At 62.6% G+C, this 20300-nt stretch carries 16 protein-coding genes and 1 tRNA gene; 9 read left to right on the top strand and 8 right to left on the bottom strand.

Features of this window, described 5'->3' with window-relative positions:
- The 4 genes from C8C92_RS23755 to C8C92_RS23740 all read right to left on the bottom strand — a co-directional run bounded on the left by C8C92_RS23755 (window position 1) and on the right by C8C92_RS23740 (window position 3915).
- Window positions 1–1275 carry a hypothetical protein gene (locus C8C92_RS23755; RefSeq protein WP_099762329.1) on the bottom strand — a complete coding sequence of 425 codons (1275 nt, stop codon included), beginning with the start codon at window positions 1273–1275 and terminating at the stop codon, window positions 1–3.
- A 75-nt stretch (window positions 1276–1350) separates the two neighbouring features.
- Window positions 1351–1761 (bottom strand): hypothetical protein, encoded by a 411-nt coding sequence (locus C8C92_RS23750; RefSeq protein WP_116745410.1) that lies wholly within the window; start codon window positions 1759–1761, stop codon window positions 1351–1353.
- Window positions 1762–1849: 88 nt separating this feature from the next.
- On the bottom strand, window positions 1850–3118 hold the full coding sequence (gene purD / locus C8C92_RS23745; protein WP_099762331.1) for a phosphoribosylamine--glycine ligase: 1269 nt from the start codon (window positions 3116–3118) through the stop codon (window positions 1850–1852).
- A 71-nt stretch (window positions 3119–3189) separates the two neighbouring features.
- Window positions 3190–3915: a YebC/PmpR family DNA-binding transcriptional regulator gene (locus tag C8C92_RS23740; RefSeq protein WP_010401062.1), complete on the bottom strand. Its 726-nt coding sequence runs from the start codon at window positions 3913–3915 to the stop codon at window positions 3190–3192.
- A 144-nt stretch (window positions 3916–4059) separates the two neighbouring features.
- Between C8C92_RS23740 and C8C92_RS23735 the strand changes: the two genes are divergently transcribed.
- Window positions 4060–6543: an alkaline phosphatase D family protein gene (locus tag C8C92_RS23735; protein WP_243420340.1), complete on the top strand. Its 2484-nt coding sequence runs from the start codon at window positions 4060–4062 to the stop codon at window positions 6541–6543.
- Between the two features lie 52 nt (window positions 6544–6595).
- Here C8C92_RS23735 and C8C92_RS23730 read toward each other — a convergent pair whose 3' ends face one another.
- Together C8C92_RS23730 and C8C92_RS23725 are read right to left on the bottom strand one after the other, a co-directional pair.
- A complete protein-coding gene (locus C8C92_RS23730; RefSeq protein WP_243420400.1) occupies window positions 6596–7480 on the bottom strand; it encodes an IS3 family transposase in 885 nt (294 codons plus the stop codon).
- Between the two features lie 17 nt (window positions 7481–7497).
- Window positions 7498–7848 (bottom strand): transposase, encoded by a 351-nt coding sequence (locus tag C8C92_RS23725; RefSeq protein WP_099759988.1) that lies wholly within the window; start codon window positions 7846–7848, stop codon window positions 7498–7500.
- Window positions 7849–7981: 133 nt separating this feature from the next.
- Between C8C92_RS23725 and C8C92_RS23720 the strand changes: the two genes are divergently transcribed.
- Genes C8C92_RS23720 through C8C92_RS23710 form a run of 3 tightly spaced genes read left to right on the top strand, consistent with a single transcriptional unit; the run spans window position 7982 to window position 10334 of the window.
- Entirely contained in the window at window positions 7982–8902 is a 921-nt protein-coding gene (locus C8C92_RS23720) for an EamA family transporter (protein ID WP_116745408.1), read from the top strand.
- Between the two features lie 29 nt (window positions 8903–8931).
- The gene (locus C8C92_RS23715) at window positions 8932–9321 is read left to right on the top strand and encodes a methylglyoxal synthase (protein WP_116745407.1); all 390 of its coding nucleotides are present in this window, start codon (window positions 8932–8934) and stop codon (window positions 9319–9321) included.
- 23 nt (window positions 9322–9344) lie between these two features.
- Window positions 9345–10334 carry a quinone oxidoreductase gene (locus C8C92_RS23710; RefSeq protein WP_116745406.1) on the top strand — a complete coding sequence of 330 codons (990 nt, stop codon included), beginning with the start codon at window positions 9345–9347 and terminating at the stop codon, window positions 10332–10334.
- A 304-nt stretch (window positions 10335–10638) separates the two neighbouring features.
- Here C8C92_RS23710 and C8C92_RS23705 read toward each other — a convergent pair whose 3' ends face one another.
- The gene (locus C8C92_RS23705; RefSeq protein ID WP_116745405.1) at window positions 10639–11268 is read right to left on the bottom strand and encodes a DUF4136 domain-containing protein; all 630 of its coding nucleotides are present in this window, start codon (window positions 11266–11268) and stop codon (window positions 10639–10641) included.
- Between the two features lie 197 nt (window positions 11269–11465).
- Here C8C92_RS23705 and pepN point away from each other — a divergent pair, with 197 nt between their 5' ends.
- The 3 genes from pepN (at window position 11466) to C8C92_RS23690 (ending at window position 15422) form a co-directional block, all read left to right on the top strand.
- The gene (pepN, locus tag C8C92_RS23700) at window positions 11466–14120 is read left to right on the top strand and encodes an aminopeptidase N (protein ID WP_116745404.1); all 2655 of its coding nucleotides are present in this window, start codon (window positions 11466–11468) and stop codon (window positions 14118–14120) included.
- A 108-nt stretch (window positions 14121–14228) separates the two neighbouring features.
- A complete protein-coding gene (locus C8C92_RS23695) occupies window positions 14229–15230 on the top strand; it encodes a class 1 fructose-bisphosphatase (RefSeq protein WP_010401051.1) in 1002 nt (333 codons plus the stop codon).
- Between the two features lie 116 nt (window positions 15231–15346).
- A tRNA-Thr gene (locus C8C92_RS23690) sits at window positions 15347–15422 on the top strand.
- A gap of 98 nt (window positions 15423–15520) precedes the next feature.
- Here the strand turns inward: C8C92_RS23690 and C8C92_RS23685 are convergent.
- Window positions 15521–16921, bottom strand: a complete 1401-nt coding sequence (locus C8C92_RS23685; RefSeq protein ID WP_116745403.1) for a PLP-dependent aminotransferase family protein — start codon at window positions 16919–16921, stop codon at window positions 15521–15523.
- Between the two features lie 332 nt (window positions 16922–17253).
- On the opposite strand from C8C92_RS23685, the gene C8C92_RS23680 reads away from it, so the two are divergent.
- Together C8C92_RS23680 and C8C92_RS23675 are read left to right on the top strand one after the other, a co-directional pair.
- Complete coding sequence (locus C8C92_RS23680; protein WP_116745402.1) at window positions 17254–17607, top strand: hypothetical protein; 354 nt, start codon at window positions 17254–17256, stop codon at window positions 17605–17607.
- A 250-nt stretch (window positions 17608–17857) separates the two neighbouring features.
- Window positions 17858–20269 carry a catalase gene (locus C8C92_RS23675; protein ID WP_116745401.1) on the top strand — a complete coding sequence of 804 codons (2412 nt, stop codon included), beginning with the start codon at window positions 17858–17860 and terminating at the stop codon, window positions 20267–20269.
- The last annotated feature ends 31 nt before the right edge of the window (window positions 20270–20300 follow it).

Here is a 20300-nt window from a genome sequence, read left to right as displayed (position 1 = left end):
TTACTCTTTTATTTTGGCCTGGCGCAGCTCCAGGGCAAATTGTGGCGTGACCGACCAGCCATTGCCGGCAGCGTCGCGTTGGAAGGTAAACTCGCCTTCCTGCATCACTGCCGTGCCGCCGTTGAGCATGCCCAGCAAGGCGTCATTGCGTTCGATCAGCAGGCGGCAGGAATAGACGCCCGGCGAGATTTCCTTGCATGGTGCCAGCGGTTCGATTTCGGCGATTTCGCGCGTGCGCTCCATCGATTGCGTCAGCGAAAACGCTTGCCGTGGCTGGGGCATGATGCGCGCACCATCCATGCCGTCGCGGAAAGCCTTTTCCAGCGCCTCGCGCCCCAGGGGCTTGGCTTGCTGGGCAAAGTCGCCATCGCGGATGGTGCCAAAGCGCGCCTGGACCAGCAACGGTTGCGCACCCGTATAGCTGATGCGGCTCTTGCTGCCGCTGTCGTCGCGCGCGACGGTATAGGCATAGCCCATCTTCCTGCCATCGAGTGCTATCGTGGCCAGGCAGCCACGGATATGTTGTGACGAGGCGTAACCGGCTTCTTTCACATCGTGCAGGCTTGCTTTGCCCGTGCCTTCCGGCGCCGCCTTGTTGAGCATGCGTGTCATGGTGGTGAGCGTGTCGGTGGAGTCGCACTCGGGCACGGAATTGCCGCTCATCACATACCAGACCATGCCGGCCAGCGCCAGCGGCGCGCCGATCAGCCAGGCCAGGCGCGAGCCGGGAAACAAACCGTCGAGGACCACGCCGCGTACCGCCTTTTTATGCTCATCCTGGCGCGCTTGCGCATGCCGGACCACGCGCTTTGCATCGTCGCTGCCGCCGGCCTCGATGCGCTGCACCGTGGTCTTGAACTGCGCGCGCGGCAGCAGCCCCACATGCAGCATCCAGTTCAGCGCTTCGCCCGGCGTGGGCAGCAGAACGTCGCCGGGCAGGTGCGGCAGCGCCTGTTGATAAAGCTCTGGCGTAATGATCGCTTCGTCGCGCAGATGATCGAGCGATTCGCGATTGAGCACCTCCACCACCTGCTGCAAGATCGACAAGCGCAGTGCCAGCTCGTCGCCGCTGAAGTGGCGCGCCACGCTCGACGACAGGCTCGTCACATCCTCGGACGTAACGATCTGGCGCCGGTACAACCACAGCAAGGTGTCGGGTAGCGGCGTGCCGATGGCAAGCTGCGGCAAGTCGGGATGCGCCAGCGCCTGCTCACGCTGGCGGCGCGTGAGCAGCTTCAGCACATGCAGCGCCTCGACGGAAGTATGCGGGGACACGGGGAGATTGCTTGCCATCGGGAGTGGGTTGATCAGGAATTAAGATGATAAACTTTACAATGCAATCTCGTTTCCCTAGCGCACTATTGAATTTGTGCCTGATCCAGTTCTGTCCTGAACTGCGGGATTACTGGCCAGTTCTTGCCATTTCACCGCCTCGCGCCCGATGGGCTGGCCCTGCTGCGCAAAGCCTCCATACCAGGCGAGGTGGCCAAAACGCGTTTGCACGATACCCGGATGCGCGTGGTCATACGCCAGGCGGCTTTTGCGGCGGCCCTCCACGCGCGTAGTGGTCCATGCGAATTGCAGCAGCTTGCCGTCCGCGGTGACGGTGGCCTGGCAGCCAAGGGTTCTTTCCGACCAGGCATACCTGCTGAACCAGTACCAGGCCAGGCCGGCAGCGAGCAAGGAAGTGAGGATCAGCCAGATCAGGGGACTCAGCGGGGCATCCTTATCAGGTGCGGCAAGGCCGGCAGCAGTGGTCAAGGAGAGGGATGGGCAATGACAATCAAAATGAAAACGGGCCGGGGCGGATGATTCCGCGCCGGCCCGCCGTGTGATCACTATGGGGTGATCAATGCTTCAAACCGCGCCAGCCGATGTCGCGGCGGTACTGTGCGCCGTCGAAATGGATTTTTTCCACGGTTTCATACGCCTGCTTTTGCGCCATCTTGATGCTGTCGCCCAGACCGACCACGCACAACACGCGCCCGCCGTTGGTGACCAGGCGCTCGCCCTCGATGCGGGTGCCCGCATGGAAGGTGACGGAGTCGACGGTTTCGGCCGGGATGTCGCCAATCGGCGTACCCTTGACGGGATCGTCCGGATAGCCGGCGGCGGCCATGACGACGCCGACAGCCGTGCGGCGGTCCCATTCCAGTTCCACCGCGTCGAGCGTGCCGTTGACGGCGTGCTCCATGACGGTGACCAGGTCGGTCTTCAGGCGCGCCATGATCGGTTGCGTTTCCGGGTCGCCCATGCGGCAGTTGAATTCCAGCGTCTTCGGCGTGCCCTTGTCGTCGATCATCAGGCCGGCGTACAGGAAGCCCGTGAACGTGATGCCATCCTTGGCCATGCCCTGGATGGTCGGTACGATGATTTCGCGCATGACGCGCGCATGCATGGCCGGCGTGACGATGGGTGCCGGCGAGTACGCGCCCATGCCGCCCGTGTTCGGGCCCTGGTCGTGATCCTTCAGGCGTTTATGGTCCTGGCTGGTGGCCAGCGGCAGGATGTTTTTGCCGTCGCACATGACGATGAAGCTCGCTTCTTCGCCGGCGAGGAATTCCTCGATGACGATGCGCGCGCCGGCGTCGCCGAACTGGTTATCGGACAGCATCATGTCGACCGCCTGATGCGCTTCTTCCAGGGTCATGGCAACGACGACGCCCTTGCCGGCGGCCAGGCCGTCGGCCTTGATGACGATCGGCGCGCCCATGGCATCGATGTAGGCATGCGCGGGGGCGACGTCGGAGAACGTCTGGTAGGCGGCCGTCGGGATGCCGTGGCGCTGCATGAAGGCCTTGGCGAAGTCTTTCGACGATTCCAGCTGCGCCGCTTCTTTCGTCGGGCCGAAGATTTTCAGGCCGCGCGAGCGGAACAGGTTGACGATGCCTGCCGCCAGCGGCACTTCCGGGCCGACGACGGTGAGGCTGATGTGTTCCTGCTGAACGAAGTCGGCCAGCAATTGCGGGTCGCTGATGTCGAGATTGACCAGGCGCGCATCGCGCGCGGTGCCGCCGTTGCCCGGCGCGACATACACCATCTGTATGCGTTCGGACTGGGCCAGTTTCCAGGCCAGGGCGTGTTCGCGGCCGCCAGAGCCGACTACCAGAATTTTCATAGGGACCGTTCGTTCAAGGTGGGTTGCAGGGCGGCGGTGCCGCCCTTGAGGTGTACAGCTGTATTTTTTGCTTAGTTTTCGATCAGGGCATTCGTAAACACTTCCTGGACGTCGTCCAGCAGCTCCAGCGCATCGATCAGCTTTTGCATCTTGATGGCGTCGTCGCCCGCGTAGACGGTTTCCGTCGCCGGTTTCATGATGACTTCGGCCACTTCGGCCTTGAAGCCGGCCGCTTCCAGCGCTTCCTTGACGGTGGCGAAATCGTGCACGGGAGTGAGCACTTCGAAGCCGCCTTCTTCATCGGCGATGACGTCGTCGGCGCCCGCTTCCAGGGCCGCTTCCATCAGCTTGTCTTCGTCGGTGCCCGGCGCGAACAGCAATTGACCGCAATGCTGGAACATGAAGGCGACGGAGCCTTCATTGCCCATGTTGCCGCCATTCTTGTTGAAGGCGTTACGCACTTCGGCTACCGTGCGCACCTTGTTGTCGGTCATGCATTCGACGATGACGGCCGCGCCGCCCACGCCGTAGCCTTCGTAGCGCACTTCTTCATAGTTGGCGCCATCGACGCCGCCGCTGCCGCGGTTGATCGCGCGCTGGACGTTGTCTTTCGGCATATTCGCGTCAGCCGCCTTGTCGACCGCCAGGCGCAGGCGCGGATTGGTGATGGCGTCGGCACCGCCCATGCGGGCCGCGACCGTGATTTCCTTGATCAGGCGCGTCCAGATTTTGCCGCGCTTGGCATCGGTGGCAGCCTTTTTATGCTTGATATTGGCCCATTTGCTGTGTCCTGCCATGTCGAATCTTCCTTAGACTAGGTGTTCAATTGTGGCCGACATTTTAGCATATCGGCCCCCGGCCAAGCGGCATGGCCCCGTCATCAGGATGACACAATCTGTTGCTAAAGTGACGCGCTTTCACCATATCGAGGGCGCGACATCATGGCAAGTCAAATGGACAGGCGGCAATTTCTGAAATTGGGTGGCTTTATTACCGTGTCGGTGGCCACCGTCGGCCTCGCCGCCTGCGGCAGCACCGATTACAGCGATCCTGGCGTGCCGCTGGCCTCGGGCAGCGACTGGAAATTCCCGCAAAGCGTGGCCTCGGGCGATCCGCGCGCCGACAGCGCCATGCTGTGGACGCGCGTCGTGCCCGCCAGTTTCGACGCCGTCGCGCCCGCCGTGGCCGGCAAGTCCGACGTGGCCGTGCGCCTGATCGTCAGCGCCACCGATAATACGGCCGCCCTGGGCGGCAACACGGCCCTGGCCGGCACGCCCATCGTCGACGCCAAGCTGCCGCTGAAAGCCGATTTCGACAATACCCTGCGCCACAAGGTAACGGGCTTGCAGCCGGGCCAGGTGTATTTTTACCAGTTCATCGCCGGCGACGTGCGCTCGAACGTGGGCCGCTTCAAGACGGCGCCCGCCGCCACGGCCGAGGTAGCGCAGCTGCAGTTCGCCTACCTGACGTGCCAGGACTGGAGCATCAACCACTGGGGCGCGCTGTCGCACATCGCCGCCAACGAAGCGCTCGACTTCATCGTCCACCTGGGCGATTACATCTATGAAACGGTGGGCGAGGCCTTCCAGAGCGGCGCCGTGGAAAGCCGCCACGACCAGCTGAAATTGCCCGATGGCACGTTCAAGAGCGGCACGTCCGGCGCGAAATACGCGACCACCGTGGCCGATTACCGCTACCTGTACAAGAAATACCGCACCGATACGCGCCTGCAAGCCGTGCACGAGCGCTTCGCCTTCATCGCCATCTGGGATGATCACGAATTCACGGACGACGCCTGGCAGGACGCGTCCACCTATGAAGGCATCGTGGCCGCCGACGGCAGCGATTTGCACCAGCCGGCGCGCCGGCGCAGCGCCAACCAGGCCTGGTTCGAATACATGCCGGCCGACGTCACGTTTGACGCCGCCGCGACGACGTTCCAGAACATCCAGATCTACCGCGATTTCCAGTTCGGCAAACTGATGCAGCTGGTGATGACGGACGAGCGCCTGTACCGCGCCGACCACGCGATCGCCGAATCGACCATCAATCCCGCCACGGGCAAGCCGCTGGGCAGCATCGGCAGCCGCTACCTGGTGCCGCAAGCGCTGTTCGACAGCGTGGAAGGGCAGAAGATGGCGGCCGCCACCAAGGCCGGTGGCGATCCGCTGGCCGCCGTCGGCATGCTGGGCACGACCCAGCGTGACTGGTGGAAAAGCAAGATGAAGGCGGCCACGTCGACCTGGAAGCTGTGGGGCAATGAAGTGTCCTTGCTGCGCATGGGTCTGAATGGCACGGATGCGATTGCCACCTTGCTGGCCTTGAGCGCCATGGCTAACGTGGGCAAGGCCATCGCCAGCACCCTGCCACTGGTGGGCGGCAGCGTGGCGCTGGCGTCCGCCATCGTGGCCGCTTCGACGGCGGGTGCATCGTCTGGCGTGGCGCAGGCTGCGGCCATGGCGATTGCCGGCGCGGCGGCGAACGCCGGCGCGCAGGGCGCCGCCGCCGTGGGCGCCGGCTTGAGCGCGGCCCAGGCCGGCATCACGGTGGCCGCCTACAACAGCGGCTCGCCGGCCGCCGCCGCGCAAGTGATCGCCTTCGGCTGGATCAAGCCCGACGTGCAGGCCAAGGGCGCCGCCTCGAGCTTTGTCGCCGCTTCCGGCCAGCAAGCGGCGCTGGCGCCGTTCTTCACGCGTTTCCTGCTCAATTGCGACCAGTGGGATGGCTACAACAGCGAGCGCAAGCATCTGATGGCATACCTGAAAAACAATGCCATCGGCAACGTGGTGGCGCTGACCGGCGATATCCACTCCTTCTTTGCCGGTACCGTCAGCGATGATTTCGACGCCGCTGGCGGTGGCACGCCCGTGATGGTCGACCTGGTGTCGGCCGGCGTCAGCTCGGATTCTTTCTTCAGCTACCTGAAGTCGGCCGCCGGCACGATGGGCGACATCGGCACCCTTGTCAGCTACCCGCTGGCCATTCCCGTCACGGGCCTGGGCACGGTCAATCTCGACGTCAACTTGCTCGACTACACCATGGGCAAGGCGGCGCCCACCGTCGACAGCTTGCTGGAGCAACTGCGCGTGCAGCTGCGCGGCGCGCTGGCCGCCAAGGGCGTGCCGGAAGCGCAGCTCGACGCGACGGTGGCGGCCGTGCAGGCGGGCTTGAAAGCAAGCACCGACTTCAGCGCGACCTTGCTGGGCCTGGCGCAGCAATTGTCCGGCCTGGGCAACAATCCGTGGATCAAGCATCTGAATACGGATGCGCAGGGTTATACGGTGGTGACCTTGACGCCTGGCAAGCTGGTGGCGCAGTTCAAGCAGGTGAATAAACTGATCGGCACGGCGGCACCAAGCAGCGTGATTGCGCGGGTGACGACGGCGACGGTCAATGCAGGGGCGGCGGCGGTGGTTATTTCCTAACCCAAAATGCAAGGGCTGGGGTCGGACCCTCAGGGTCTGAGGTGTCCCGGTTTTAATGGAGAGTCACTCCCTCGCGGTGCGGGGGATTTTTAATCGATGCGTAATGCACCTCAACCTCGATTGGGGTGCGGTATTTCAAGCTTTGATGCAAGCGCATCCGATTGTAATACACCTCGATGTAATCGACGATAGCAGCCTTGGCCTCTTCGCGTGTGGCATACGTCGTATTGTGCGTGATTTCGTTTTTCAGCTGCGAGAAGAAGCTCTCGGCCACGGCGTTATCGTGGCAGTTACCACGCCGGCTCATGCTGGGCCGCAACTGATGCTCCTGCAGCACGCTGCGATAGGCCGCCGATCCGTACACACTGCCCTGATCGGTATGACAGATCAGATTGGCAGGCGGCTTGCGCTGCGCAATGGCCATCCTCAAGGCCGCGATGGGTAGCATGGCAGGCTGCGACGTATCCATCGACCATCCCACCACCCGGCGTGCAAACAGGTCGAGCACGATGGCCAGATGCAGCCATCCTTCACGCGTACGTATCGACGTGATATCGCCCACCCAGGCCGTATTGGGCGCGGCAACATTGAACTTCCGTTGCAACAAATCAGGCGCTGGAGGCTCGGTGTGTTGATGTGTCTGCATGACACGAAAGCGCTGCCGGCGCATCGACGTAATGCCATCGAGCTTGCGCAGGCGTGCCACGCGGTGCTTGCCGCAGATGATTCCCTGCGCATGCAACAGCCGCCAGGTCTTGACCGCGCCCGGCGCACAGCGATGTTCTGCATGGAGGCGCTTGATGTCCTCGCGCAGCGCCAGATCGACAGTGTCATGCAAGCTGGGCAACCGTTTCGCGGCCGCATAATAACTGCTGGGACTGACCTGCAGTACCCGGCACATCGCGGCGAGCCGAAACTCGGCTTGGTGCGCGGTAATGAAAGCGTACTTGTGCTTTAACGCCGCGTTAAGTACGCATCGAGCTTTTTTAAGATGGCGTTCTCCTCCAGCGAAGCCTGCAGTGCACGCTTTAAACGGACATTCTCTTTGGCCAGATCCGTGGTCGAGACAGGCGTTACCACTTTCGGCGCCGGCAGTTCGCCAGCTTGCTTGAGCGCGGCAGCCCACTTGTACAGCTGATTGCGGCGGATGCCCAGTTCCAGCGCCAAGGCGGCCGGGCTGCAGCCAGGTTCCTGCATGCGCTCTACAGCAGTGAGTTTGAACTGCCTGGAGAAAACGGTGCGTTCCCGCCGCACTTGCGTAGCGGGAACAGCGTCTGATACGGCAAGCGATGGCTTCTTGGTCATGATGGATTCCTTTGGATGTCACTATTTTCTCAAATTAGTGACCCTCCATCAAATCCGGGCTAGCTCAGTCCGACCCCGGTATTTGCCGTTGGGGTTATCAGCTTGCTTTCGCTTTTGCCATTACAATCTGGGCATGAGCTCCAGTTCCCCGCAAGCAACCTCTCCATCCATTCCCCGTTCCGTCTACCTCGGTGGCCTGGCCATCGCCGTGGGCGGGGCGGTGCTGTTTTCCACCAAGGCCATCGTCGCCAAGCTGCTGTACCGCTACCAGATCGACGCCGTCACCCTGATCGCCTTCAGGATGATTTTCTCTTTGCCCGTATTCGCCGTCATCGCCTGGTGGAAGATGCGCACGCAGCCGCCACTGTCGACCAGCGACCGCTGGCGCCTGGTCGGGCTGGGTCTCGTCGGCTACTACCTGTCCAGCTATCTGGATTTCCTGGGCCTGCAATATATTTCCGTGGGGCTGGAGCGGCTGATCCTGTTTCTCACGCCCACCTTCGTGCTGCTGATTACCACCGTGTACTTCAAGCAGAGCATCAGCCGCTTGCAGTGGCTGGCCTTGCTCACCTCGTATTGCGGCATCGTGCTGGTGTTCGTGCATGACTTGCAGGGCGGCGCCAGCAATGTGGCGCTGGGGTCGACCCTGGTGCTGGGCTCGGCCTGTTCGTATGCCGTGTATCTGCTCGGTTCCGGTGAGCTGGTGAAACGCATCGGCTCCATGCGCCTGGTCAGCTACGCGATGTGCGTGGCCAGCTTTGCCTGCATCGCCCAATTTTTCATCTTGCGCCCCGTCGAGCTGCTGATCCAGCCCATGCCCGTGTATGGGCTGTCTTTGTTGAATGGCATCTTTTGCACGGTGATGCCCGTCTTCATGACGATGATCGCCGTTGAACGCATCGGCGCGCCCGTCGCCTCGCAAGCGGGCATGATCGGCCCCGTGTCGACCCTGTTCCTGGGCGCCATGATTCTCGATGAACCGATCACCAACTGGCAACTGGCTGGCACCAGCCTGGTATTGGCCGGGATTTACTTGCTGTCGAAAAAGAAATAATTCCCCCACCCACTGAAAATGCTCTCAACATGAAAACACGCATCGCCCTGATTGCCCACGACAAGAAAAAAGATGACATGATTACCCTGGCGGGCGAATACCTGGACTTTTTGAAGGGTTGCGAATTGTCGGCCACGGGTACCACGGGTGGCCGCCTGATCAACGAGCTGGGCTTGCAAGTGGAGCGCAAGCATTCGGGCCCCTTCGGCGGCGACTTGCAGATCGGCTCGCTGCTGGTGGAAGGCATGATCGATTGTGTGATCTTCCTGCGCGACCCGATGACGCCGCAGCCGCACGAGCCCGACATCAACGCCCTGGTGCGCGCCTGCGACGTGCACAACGTGGCATGCGCGACGAATCTGTCGTCGGCGCACCTGGTGCTGTCGCAGCTGCAGGCGCGGGCCGTTGCTGCCGCCTGATTCACCCAGACAAGGAGATGAGCATGAGCGCAACGATTACCACCAAGGCCATCCGCGTACAGCGCGTGGGCGGCCCGGAAGTGATGGAATACGTGGATGTGGAACTGCCGCCGCCCGGTCCCGGCGAAGCGCGCGTGAAACACGAGGCGATCGGCCTCAATTTCATCGACGTGTATTTCCGCACGGGCCTGTATCCGCAGCCGCTGCCCAATGGCCTCGGTGTCGAGGGTGCGGGCATCGTCGAGGCGGTGGGCGAGGGCGTCACGGAAATCAAGGTCGGCGACCGGGTGGCGTATGCGGCGCGCATCAATGGCGCGTATGCGCAGCAGCGCAACTTGCCGGCGGCCCTGCTGCTGGCACTGCCCGAGCGCATCGGTTTCGATACGGCCGCCGCCATGATGCTGCAAGGCTTGACGGTGCAATACCTGTTCCACCGCACGGTGGCGCTGAAGGCGGGCGATACCATCCTGTTCCACGCGGCCGCGGGCGGCGTGGGCCTGATCGCCTGCCAGTGGGCCAAGGTGCTGGGCGTGAACCTGATTGGCACGGCCGGTTCCGATGAAAAGGCGGCGCTGGCCAAGGCGCACGGCGCGGCCCACGTCATCAACTACAACACGGAAAACTTCGTCGAGCGCGTGCGCGAGATCACGGGCGGCAAAGGCGTCTCCGTGGTCTACGATTCCATCGGCAAGGATACGTTTACGGGCTCGCTCGACTGCCTGGCGCCGCTGGGCATGATGGTCAGCTTCGGCAACGCGTCCGGCCCCGTGCCGGCGTTCACCCTCAGTGAACTGGCGTCGCGCGGTTCGCTCTTCATCACGCGCCCCGCCTTGTTCAGCTATGCGTCGAACCGCGCGAACCTGGAAGAGATGGCTGCCTCGCTGTTCGGCGTCGTCAGCAGCGGCGAAGTCAAAATCGAGATCAACCAGCGCTACAATCTGGCCCATATCGCCCAGGCGCACACGGACCTGGAAGGGCGCAAGACGACCGGCTCGACCATCATCGTGCCATGAGCGGCGGCAGCGGAAACGACGGCGCGCCGAAATTCGGCCGCCTGCTGATCGTGCTGTTATTGGCCGTGGCGCTGATCGGCGCACTCACCTTTGCCGCCGAGGCGTATTATTCTTAGATGAAAAAAACCGGCTGGCGCATTGCTGCACCAGCCGGTTTTTTTAAAGTACTCCAGACTTCTCGCGCCTGACAAAACCGTAGCGAGCGGCAGTGATTTGTGGCCGAGAAGCGCAACCGTACTTTAGTACGGTGAGCATCGCCGGCCGCAAAGCGTGACGCGCAGTAGGTTTTGGCTGGCGCTCTCAGTTACTCTATTTTGACTTCCACCTTGCGCGGCACGCCGCTCTGGCCCGGGAAGTCGGCAAAGGCGCTCGCTACCATGGCCGGCATCACTTGCGACGTGGCGCGCTTGTTGCTGGTCGATTGCACGGTCACGTCATACAGTTTCTTGCCGCTGCGGTCATTGATCGTCACGCGCAGTTCGCGTTCGTATTTATGGCGCACGCTTTCCTCGACATCCATCGGACCATACCAGTAAGGGTTGTAGCCGAAGCGGCCATAGCCTGGCCATGCGCCGTAGCGATAGCCGTAGCGGCTTGGCCAGTAGCCGGGGCCATACCAGAATGGATCGGTGGCTTGCAGCACGCGCTCAGGATAGTCGACGGTGGAAAACTGCATCGCCACGCGCAAATTGGCTGCGGCAGGGCCGGAAGCTTCACCGAAGCCGTGCTTGGCCAGTTCCGCGCGCACCAGGTTCTGGTAGCTGCGGTATTCCAGCGTGTCGTTTTCCGCCGCTGGCGCTTCAAACGCATACGATTTGTCCTGCAATTGCGCAGGCCACTCGTGGAAGACGGTCACATCGCTGCGTATGGTGGTGGCACATCCGGTCAGCAACACGGTCAATGCGGCCATCATGATGGTGAGATATCGTTTCATTGCATGATCTCCTGTTAGTAGACGCAATTCATCGCTTAGTATTATAAGAATAGTTCTATTTGTTTCCATGCATTATTACAGAATGTTACCTGGTATGTCGGCGTGTAAGGGAATCCAACATTCCTGAGCCGAATCGCGACTATCGGGGGGCTGGTGTTGGTAAAATAGGTTTTTGCCTCCGCTCCCACCCATTCCCTATGCGCACAGACAGCCCTCAGACGATTTACCGCAAAGATTACACGCCGCCCAGCTTCCTGGTCGACAGCGTCGAACTTGGTTTCGATCTTGATCCCGCCCGCACAGTGGTGGCGAGCCGGATCCACATGCGCCACAACCCCGCCAGTACCAGTCGCAGCATCGAATTGCACGGCGAACACATCGAACTGGTGATGGTGCGCCTGAATGGCAAAGTGCTGAAACCGTCGCAATACAAGCTGACGGCCGGCATGCTGACCATTCCCAAGGCGCCGGACGACGTGCTGCTCGAGATCGAGACCGTACTGGCGCCACAGGACAACACCTCGTTGTCCGGCCTGTATGTGTCGAACCACAATTTCTTCACGCAGTGCGAAGCGGAAGGTTTCCGTCGCATCACCTTCTTCCCGGACCGCCCGGACGTGATGGCCAGGTACACCGTCATGCTGCGCGCCGACAAGGACAAGTATCCGGTGCTGCTATCGAATGGCAACCTGATCGAAGAGGGCGACCTTGGTGACGGACGCCATTACGCCAAGTGGGAAGACCCGTTCAAGAAACCATCCTACCTGTTCGCCCTGGTGGCGGCGCGCCTGGTGTGCCAGGAAGAGCGCTACACCCTGAAGTCCGGCCGTGAAGTACTGCTGCAGGTATGGGTGGAAGAGGGCAACCTCGATAAAACCGACTACGCCATGCAGTCGCTGAAAAACTCGATCCGCTGGGACGAGGAGCGCTTCGGCCTGGAGCTGGACCTGGACCGTTTCATGATCGTCGCCGTGGGCGATTTCAACATGGGCGCCATGGAAAACAAGGGCTTGAACATCTTCAACACCAAGTATGTGCTGGCCAATGCGCGCGTGGCGACCGACGTCGATTACGCCGGCATCGAAGCGGTGGTGGGCCACGAGTATTTCCATAACTGGACGGGCAACCGCGTGACGTGCCGCGACTGGTTCCAGCTGTCGCTGAAGGAAGGCTTGACGGTATTTCGCGACCAGGAGTTCTCGGCCGACATGATCGGCACGGACACGGGCCGCGCCGTCACCCGCATCGACCAGGTGCGCACCTTGCGCCAGGCGCAATTTCCCGAAGACGCGGGCCCGATGGCGCATCCCGTGCGTCCCGATTCCTTCGTCGAGATCAATAACTTTTATACGGTCACCATCTACGAAAAAGGCGCCGAAGTGGTGCGCATGTATCAGACCCTGGTGGGCCGCGACGGTTTCCGCAAGGGCATGGACCTGTACTTCGAGCGTCACGATGGCCAGGCGGTGCAGTGCGACGACTTCCGCGCCGCCATGGCGGACGCGAATGGCCGCGATTTTAGCCAGTTCGAGCGCTGGTACAGCCAGGCCGGCACGCCCATCGTGAAAGCATCCACGCGCTACGACGCTGCCAGCCAGACGTTTGAACTGACGCTGGCGCAAAGCTGCCCCGCTACGCCGGGCCAGCCGAAAAAACTGCCATTCCACATTCCCGTCACCGTCGGCTTGCTGGCTGCCGATGGCCGCGACCTGCCGCTGCACGTGGATGGCGTGGCATCGCATGGCGCCACCAGCGTCGTGCTGGAATTGACCGAGGCGTCGCAAACCTTCCGCTTCACCCAGGTGGCAGAGGCGCCCGTGCCATCGCTGCTGCGCGACTTTTCCGCGCCCGTGGTGCTGGAGTACGACTATACCGATGCGCAGCTGCTGCACCTGTTCCGTCACGACAGCGATCCCGTCAACCGCTGGGAAGCGGGCCAGCGCCTGGCCATGGAGCGCCTGCTGAAACTCACGGGCGCCGTCGCCGCCGGCGAGCCCCTGGTGCTGGACGAGACCTTTATCGCCGCGCAGCGCGCCTTGCTGGCCGACGCAACGCTCGATCCTGCCTTCCGCGAGCTGGCCCTGATCCTGCCGTCGGAAACCATCATCGCCGAGCGCATGGCGCAAGTCGATCCGCAGGCGATCCATGCGGCGCGCCAGTTCATGCGCACGACCATCGCGGCAGCCTTGAAGCCCGAATTGCTGGCGCAATACCACGCCAACCAGACGCCGGGCGAGTACAGCCCTGACGCCCTGTCGGCCGGCAAGCGGGCGTTGAAAAACCTGGCCCTGTCGTATCTGTTGATCGCGCCCGGGGCGGCGGAGCTGGACCTGGCGCGGCTGCAGTTTGACAATGCCGGCAACATGACCGACCGCGCCGCAGCGCTGGCGGCGCTGATTCATTCCGGCTCGCTGCCGCATGCGCAGGCGGCGCTGACCAGCTTCTATACCGATTTCGAGAACGAAGCGCTGGTGGTCGACAAGTGGTTCGCCATGCAGGCGGCCGCGCCAACGACCGATGTGCGAGCCGTGCGCCAGTTGATGACGCACCCGGCCTTCACCTTGAAAAATCCGAACCGCGCGCGCAGCCTGATCTTCAATTTCACCAATGGCAATCCATCGCAGTTCCATGCGGCAGACGGTAGCGGCTACGAGTTCTGGGCCGAGCAAGTCATCGCACTCGACGCCCTGAACCCGCAAGTGGCCGCCCGCCTGGCGCGCTCGATGGACCGCTGGCGCCGTTACGTGCCCGCACTGCAAAGCCACATGCGCGACGCGCTGGAACAAGTCGCCGGCCAGGCCAGCCTGTCGAATGACGTGATGGAAGTCGTTTCCAAGGCATTGGCGAACTAGGCGCAGATTATTTACACCCCCAGGCAGAGACTGGGGTCGGACCCTCAGGGTCCGACCCCGGCCTTTCTTTTTGGGGCAATGGTTAATCATTAAAACAAAAGGGAATTCATGAAACGCATCAGTCTTACGCAATACCTGGTTGAAGAGCAGCGCTCGAATAACAGCATCCCGGCCGAACTGCGCCTGCTGATCGAAGTCGTCGCGCGTGCCTGCAAGACCATCAGCCACGCCGTCGGCAAGGGTGCGCTCGGTGAAGTGCTGGGCACGGCCGACACGGAAAACGTGCAGGGCGAAGTACAGAAAAAACTCGACATCATCTCCAACGAGATCCTGCTCGAAGCGAATGAATGGGGTGGCCATCTGGCGGCCATGGCGTCGGAAGAGATGGAATCGATCCACCCGATCCCGAACCGCTATCCGAAGGGCGAATACATGCTGCTGTTCGACCCACTCGATGGCTCGTCGAACATCGACGTCAACGTCTCGATCGGCACCATTTTTTCGGTACTGAAAGCGCCGGAAGGCATGGGGCAGCCGACCGAGCAGGACTTCATGCAGGCGGGCACCAAGCAGGTCGCCGCCGGCTACGCCGTGTACGGTCCGCAAACCATGCTGGTGCTGACCTTCGGCAATGGCGTGAACTGCTTTACCCTGGACCGGGAAATGGGTTCGTGGGTCCTCACGCAAAGCAATATGCAGATTCCGCCAACGACGAAGGAGTTCGCCATCAACATGTCGAACGCGCGCCACTGGCATCCACCCGTGAAACGCTATGTCGACGAACTGCTGGCCGGCGACACGGGCCCGCGCGGCACCAATTTCAATATGCGCTGGATCGCCTCGATGGTAGCCGACGTGCACCGCATCCTGAACCGCGGCGGCATCTTCATGTACCCGGCCGACCTGCGCGACACCTCGATGCCGGGCAAGCTGCGCCTGATGTATGAAGCGAACCCGATGGCCTTCATCGTCGAGCAAGCCGGCGGCGCGGCCACCGACGGCCAGCAGCGCATCATGGACATCGCCCCGCACAAGCTGCACCAGCGCGTGCCCGTGTTCCTTGGCTCGAAAGACGAAGTGGCCCGCGTCACGGCCTACCACGCGGAGTAAAAAGCCGCACTTTCCCGCGATTTTCCGCGGCCCGCAGCGGGGCCGCGAAAAAAATGCAAAAAAGTTCGCGTTGACACTAGCAAATTTTGTGCATTGTTTGTAGAATGTGGGTCTTCGCCGTTGTAGCTCAGTTGGTAGAGCAGCACATTCGTAATGTGAAGGTCGCCAGTTCGATTCCGGCCAACGGCACCAAGTATTCGCAGTAGAAAAAAACCACCGCACAAACGGTGGTTTTTTTTCGTCTGAAGCTTTGTTCCCCGCCCGCCTGCGCCGACGCGCGCATCTACCGCCTAAATGACGAACTCCTGGTGCTCCACCGGCTTGTGCGCCAGCAGCAGTGATAATTTCTTCAATGCGCTGGCCAGGCGCGCGCGGTCGCGGATGCTGCCCAGGGAGATGCGGATGGCGTTCGGTGGTTTGCTGGCGTGGAAGGCGTCCGAGGCCGTCACGGCCACGCCCTGGGCGCGGGCGGTGGCAGCCAGTTCGCGCGAGGTCCAGTAGCTGGGCAGTGAAAACCAGACGTGGATGCCGTTGCTGCGCGGGTGGCTGGTGCCCGTCAGAATCGTGCGGATGACGTCCTGGCGCGCGTTCGCTTCGCTGCGCACGCCGGCCAGCAGTGCGTGCGCGGAGCCGTCGTGTATCCATTGCGTCGCCAGCGCCGTCGTCAGCGGCGTGGCCATCAGGGAAAACGCGCGCAGGGCTTGCACGAAGCGTTCGCGCAGCTGCGCGTCGGGAACCAGCGCGTAGGCCATGCGCAAGCCCGGCGCCAGGCATTTCGACAGTGTGGCGATATACGACACGTTGCCCGGCGCGTAATGGGCCAGCGGTGGCGGCGCGTCCGAGGCCAGCAGCCAGTACGGGTCGTCCTCGATGATGTGCATGCCGCAGCGTATGGCCACCTGCGTGATGGCCAGGCGCCGCGCGGCTGGCATGGTGTGTGCGGTGGGGTTTTGCAGGGTGGGATTGAGGTAGACCAGGCGCGCACGGTGCTTGCGGCCGGCTTTTTCCAGCGCATCGGGCAGCATGCCATCCGCGTCCGTTTCCACGACGATGGTCTTGCGATTGAGCAGTCCCGCTGCCGAGCGCAAGCCCGGATACACGGCTGGCTCCGTCAATATGCTGTCGCCGGGCCGGCTCAGGGTCAGTATCAGCGCTGCCAGCGCCGCCTGCGCGCCGGGGCAGGCTACCACCTGCTCCGCCTCGACGTGGTCGAACATGGGCGCGAGCCAGACGGCGCCCGCTGCGCGGTCGGCCTTGCCGCCGCCGCCCAGGTGATAACTCATCAACAGATCGCTGTCCGTGCGCATCAGCACCTGTGCCACGCCCTGTTTCAGCAGGTCGTCGAAATCCACGCCCGCAGGCGGCGGCGGGATGTTCATGCTCAGGTCCAGCATCTGCGTCAATTCCACCTTCGGCGCGGCCACATAGGTGCCGCGCGCGCCGTGCCCCTCCAGCAGATTGCGGCGCTTGGCCTCGTCGTAGGCGCGCGTCACCGTCGTCAGGTCAATCTGGAACAGGGCGGCCAGGCGGCGCTGCGGCGGCAGGCGGTCGCCCGGGCGCAGGCTGCCGTCGGACAGCGCGCGCTCGAGCATGTCGGCGATCTGCAGGTAGCGCGGGCCGCCGTGCTGCGCGAATGGCGTGATCCACGCACTGGCCTGGCTATCTTCTTGTATGGCTTTTGATTTGGACATTCTGTTTATATGTATGGATATTGCCTCTCGCAATTATGCGGAAAATCCCGTTAAAAATCCATACATGTTTGTATTCCCCGCTGGCCTCACCAGGCCGGCGGAGATTGTTATTTCCATCAGGCATTTAAGTCTGGGTCACAAGGTGTGGCAGCGCACGGTGGCGCACGGCGGGCGCGGTTAAAGTAGTGCCAACAGCTTGCTGCTGATCCTGTATTTGATATGGCTCAGCCCGGCAGCGTTTAGCCGCTTCTTTTTCCCTGAAGCGAGGAGAATCATGATTCGGTCACGGCATCGAGCATGGTTGAAATTATTCACTGTTAAAGGAAACCACCATGAACGCGATTGAAAAAACCAGCTCCGATATGAACGGCACCACCCAGGATACGCGCCAGGACTTGCACCGCACCATCGACAAGGTGGCTAGCCAGGCTCAGCCCCTGGCCGACAAGATGGCCACGCGCGCCCATGACGGCGTGGACCAGGTGGGCGACCGCATCGGCCAGGTCAGCGATACCGTCAGCAAGGCTTCCGAAACCCTGATGGCGCGCGGCAAGCAATTGGGCGCCGCCTGCCAGCGCGCTGGCGAGACGGGACGCGGTTATGTGCGCGAGCGCCCGGCCATGTCGCTGCTGATTGCGGCCGCGGCCGGTTATGGCCTGTCGAAACTGCTGGGTTCGCGCAAATAAGTTTTACGCCTTCCTGAAATGTACTGTCGTGGGCGCTGTTCCCTTCGCCGTCATGGCGGGGCGGGTCGGCGCCCACGCGCATAAGGTGCACAAGGTAGTAGCAAGCAGTAAAGGAGCGTGATGATGCGCTCCGTTTTGTTGTGGTTGATCGGCATACCTATTCCCATCATTGTTTTGATTGCCCTGTTCGTGCGCTCAATGAGCGAGTTGTAGCGTTGCTTCCCGGGGCAAACTACTCACAGGAGATGTCATGGCTAGCAACAAGAAAACGCCGTCCACGGACGGTGCGGGTTCCATCTTGAGCAGCATGTCCGGCCCATCCGACAGCACTGCGCCGCACAGTCTGGGTGCGGACAATGACGTGACCCGCGCGCTGCTGCAAAAAACCGCTGCCAGCCAGCAACTGGCTGCCGCCATGGCCGTCAATCCCAAGGAGGACGGCCAGTACGGCGAGGCAGCGCGCACGCCGGTCGAAGGCGTGCATGTGGCCACCGGCGAAGCGCTGGCCACGGCCAGCACTGCGGGCGAAACGATAGCTTCTGCGAAGACGGGCGCTGGCCAGCCCGCGCTGGGCGAGAACGCGCGCAGCGCTTCCCTCGATGGCGCCCGCAGCGACGACAGCGGCTGCGTGCTGACGACCAACCAGGGCGTGCCTGTGGGCGACAACCAGAATTCGCTGAAGGCGGGCTTGCGCGGTCCCACCCTGATGGAAGATTTTATCTTGCGTGAAAAGCTCACGCATTTCGACCATGAGCGCATCCCCGAGCGCGTCGTGCATGCGCGCGGTTCGGCCGCCCACGGTTACTTCGAATGCTACAAGGAGCAAAGCAAGCTGACGCGCGCGGCGCTGTTCGCCAAGGCAGGCAAGCGCACGCCCGTCTTCGTGCGCTTTTCCACCGTGGCCGGTGAACGCGGTTCGACCGATACGGCGCGCGATGTGCGCGGCTTCGCCGTGAAGTTTTATACGGACGAGGGCAACTGGGATTTGGTCGGCAATAACATCCCCGTCTTCTTCATCCAGGATGCGATGAAATTCCCTGACCTGATCCACGCCGTCAAGCCCGAGCCGCACCATGGCATGCCGCAGGCGGCCAGCGCGCACGACACCTTCTGGGATTTCGCTTCGCTGTCGCCGGAAATCACGCACATGCTGATGTGGGCCATGTCCGACCGCGCCATCCCGCGCAGTTATCGCATGATGCAGGGCTTCGGCGTGCATACCTTCCGTCTGGTGAATGCCAAGGGCCAGTCCGTGTTCTGCAAATTTCACTGGTCGCCCATGGCCGGCACGCATTCCCTCGTATGGGATGAAGCCGTCAAGATCAGCGGCGCCGATTCCGATTTTCACCGGCGCGACCTGTGGGAAGCCATCGAGTGCGGCGAGTATCCCGAGTACGAGCTGGCCTTCCAGGTCTTCACGGAAGCGCAGGCCGAAGCGTTTCCCTTCGACGTGCTCGATCCCACCAAGCTGATTCCCGAAGAACTGGTGCCGCTGGTCCCCGTCGGGAAAATGGTCTTGAACCGCAATCCTGACAATTTTTTCGCCGAGACGGAGCAGGTGGCCTTTTGCACGGCGCACATCGTGCCCGGCATCGATTTCAGTAACGACCCGCTGCTGCAGGGGCGCATCCACTCGTACGTCGACACGCAGATCACGCGCCTGGGCGGCGCCAATTTTCATGAAATCCCCATCAATGCGCCGCTGGCGCCACTGCACAACAACCAGCGCGACGGCATCCACCGCCAGGCCATCAACCGTGGCCGGGTCGCGTACGAACCCAATTCGCTGGCGGGCGGCTGTCCGTTCCAGGCAGGCGCGAAGGGTTTCAACAGTTTTCCCGCCTCCGCCGAAGGCGACAAGGTGCGCGGCAAGCCCGAGAAATTCGCCGAGCATTATGGTCAGGCGCGCCTGTTCTGGATCAGCCAGACGCCCGTCGAGCAAGATCACATTGTGCACGCGTTCCGCTTTGAGCTGAGCAAGGTGCAGACGGTGGCGATTCGCCAGCGCATCGTCGCCATGCTGCGCAATGTCGACGAAGACCTGGCGCAGGACCTGGCCGATGCCTTGGGCCTGGCGCTGCCGCCGGCCATGCCGCGCGCCTCCCTGCAGCCGCTGCCCGCGTATGCGCCGTCGCCAGCGCTGTCGCTCTTTTTCCGGCCCGGCAAGACGGGCATCCATACCCTGCGCGTGGCCATCCTGGTGGGGCCGGGCAGCGATGGCGCGCAGGTGCGCAATATCTATGCCGCGTTGCTGGCCGATGGCGCCGTGCCGCGTCTGGTGGGCAGCCAGCTTGGCCGGGTCGACACCAGCGGCGGCGCGCCGCTCGACGTGGAAATCTCGCTCGAAGCGGGACCGTCCGTGCTGTTCGACGCCGTCGTGGTGCCCGACGGCCAGGGCGCCGTGCAGCAACTGGGCGAAGACGCCAACGCGCTCGACTTCCTGCGCCTGCAATACCGCCACTGCAAGCCGCTGCTGGCCATCGGCGCGGGCAAGGGTTTGCTGGACAAGGCTGGTGTGCCGGCGGCCCTGCCCGATGGCAAGCCGGATCCCGCCGTCATCGTCGCACCGTCCGGCGACGTGGTGAAAGCCGTGGCGGCCTTTAAAAAGGCGCTGACGGCGCACCGGGCATTCGCGCGCGAAACGGACCCACCGCGGGTGTGAGTGGCTGCATCAGCAACGCGGCCGGACCCGC

The organism is Janthinobacterium sp. 78 (genome assembly GCF_003096775.1).
GTDB lineage: Bacteria > Pseudomonadota > Gammaproteobacteria > Burkholderiales > Burkholderiaceae_D > Janthinobacterium > Janthinobacterium tructae.
This window is presented reverse-complemented; position numbering and strand designations above follow the sequence as displayed.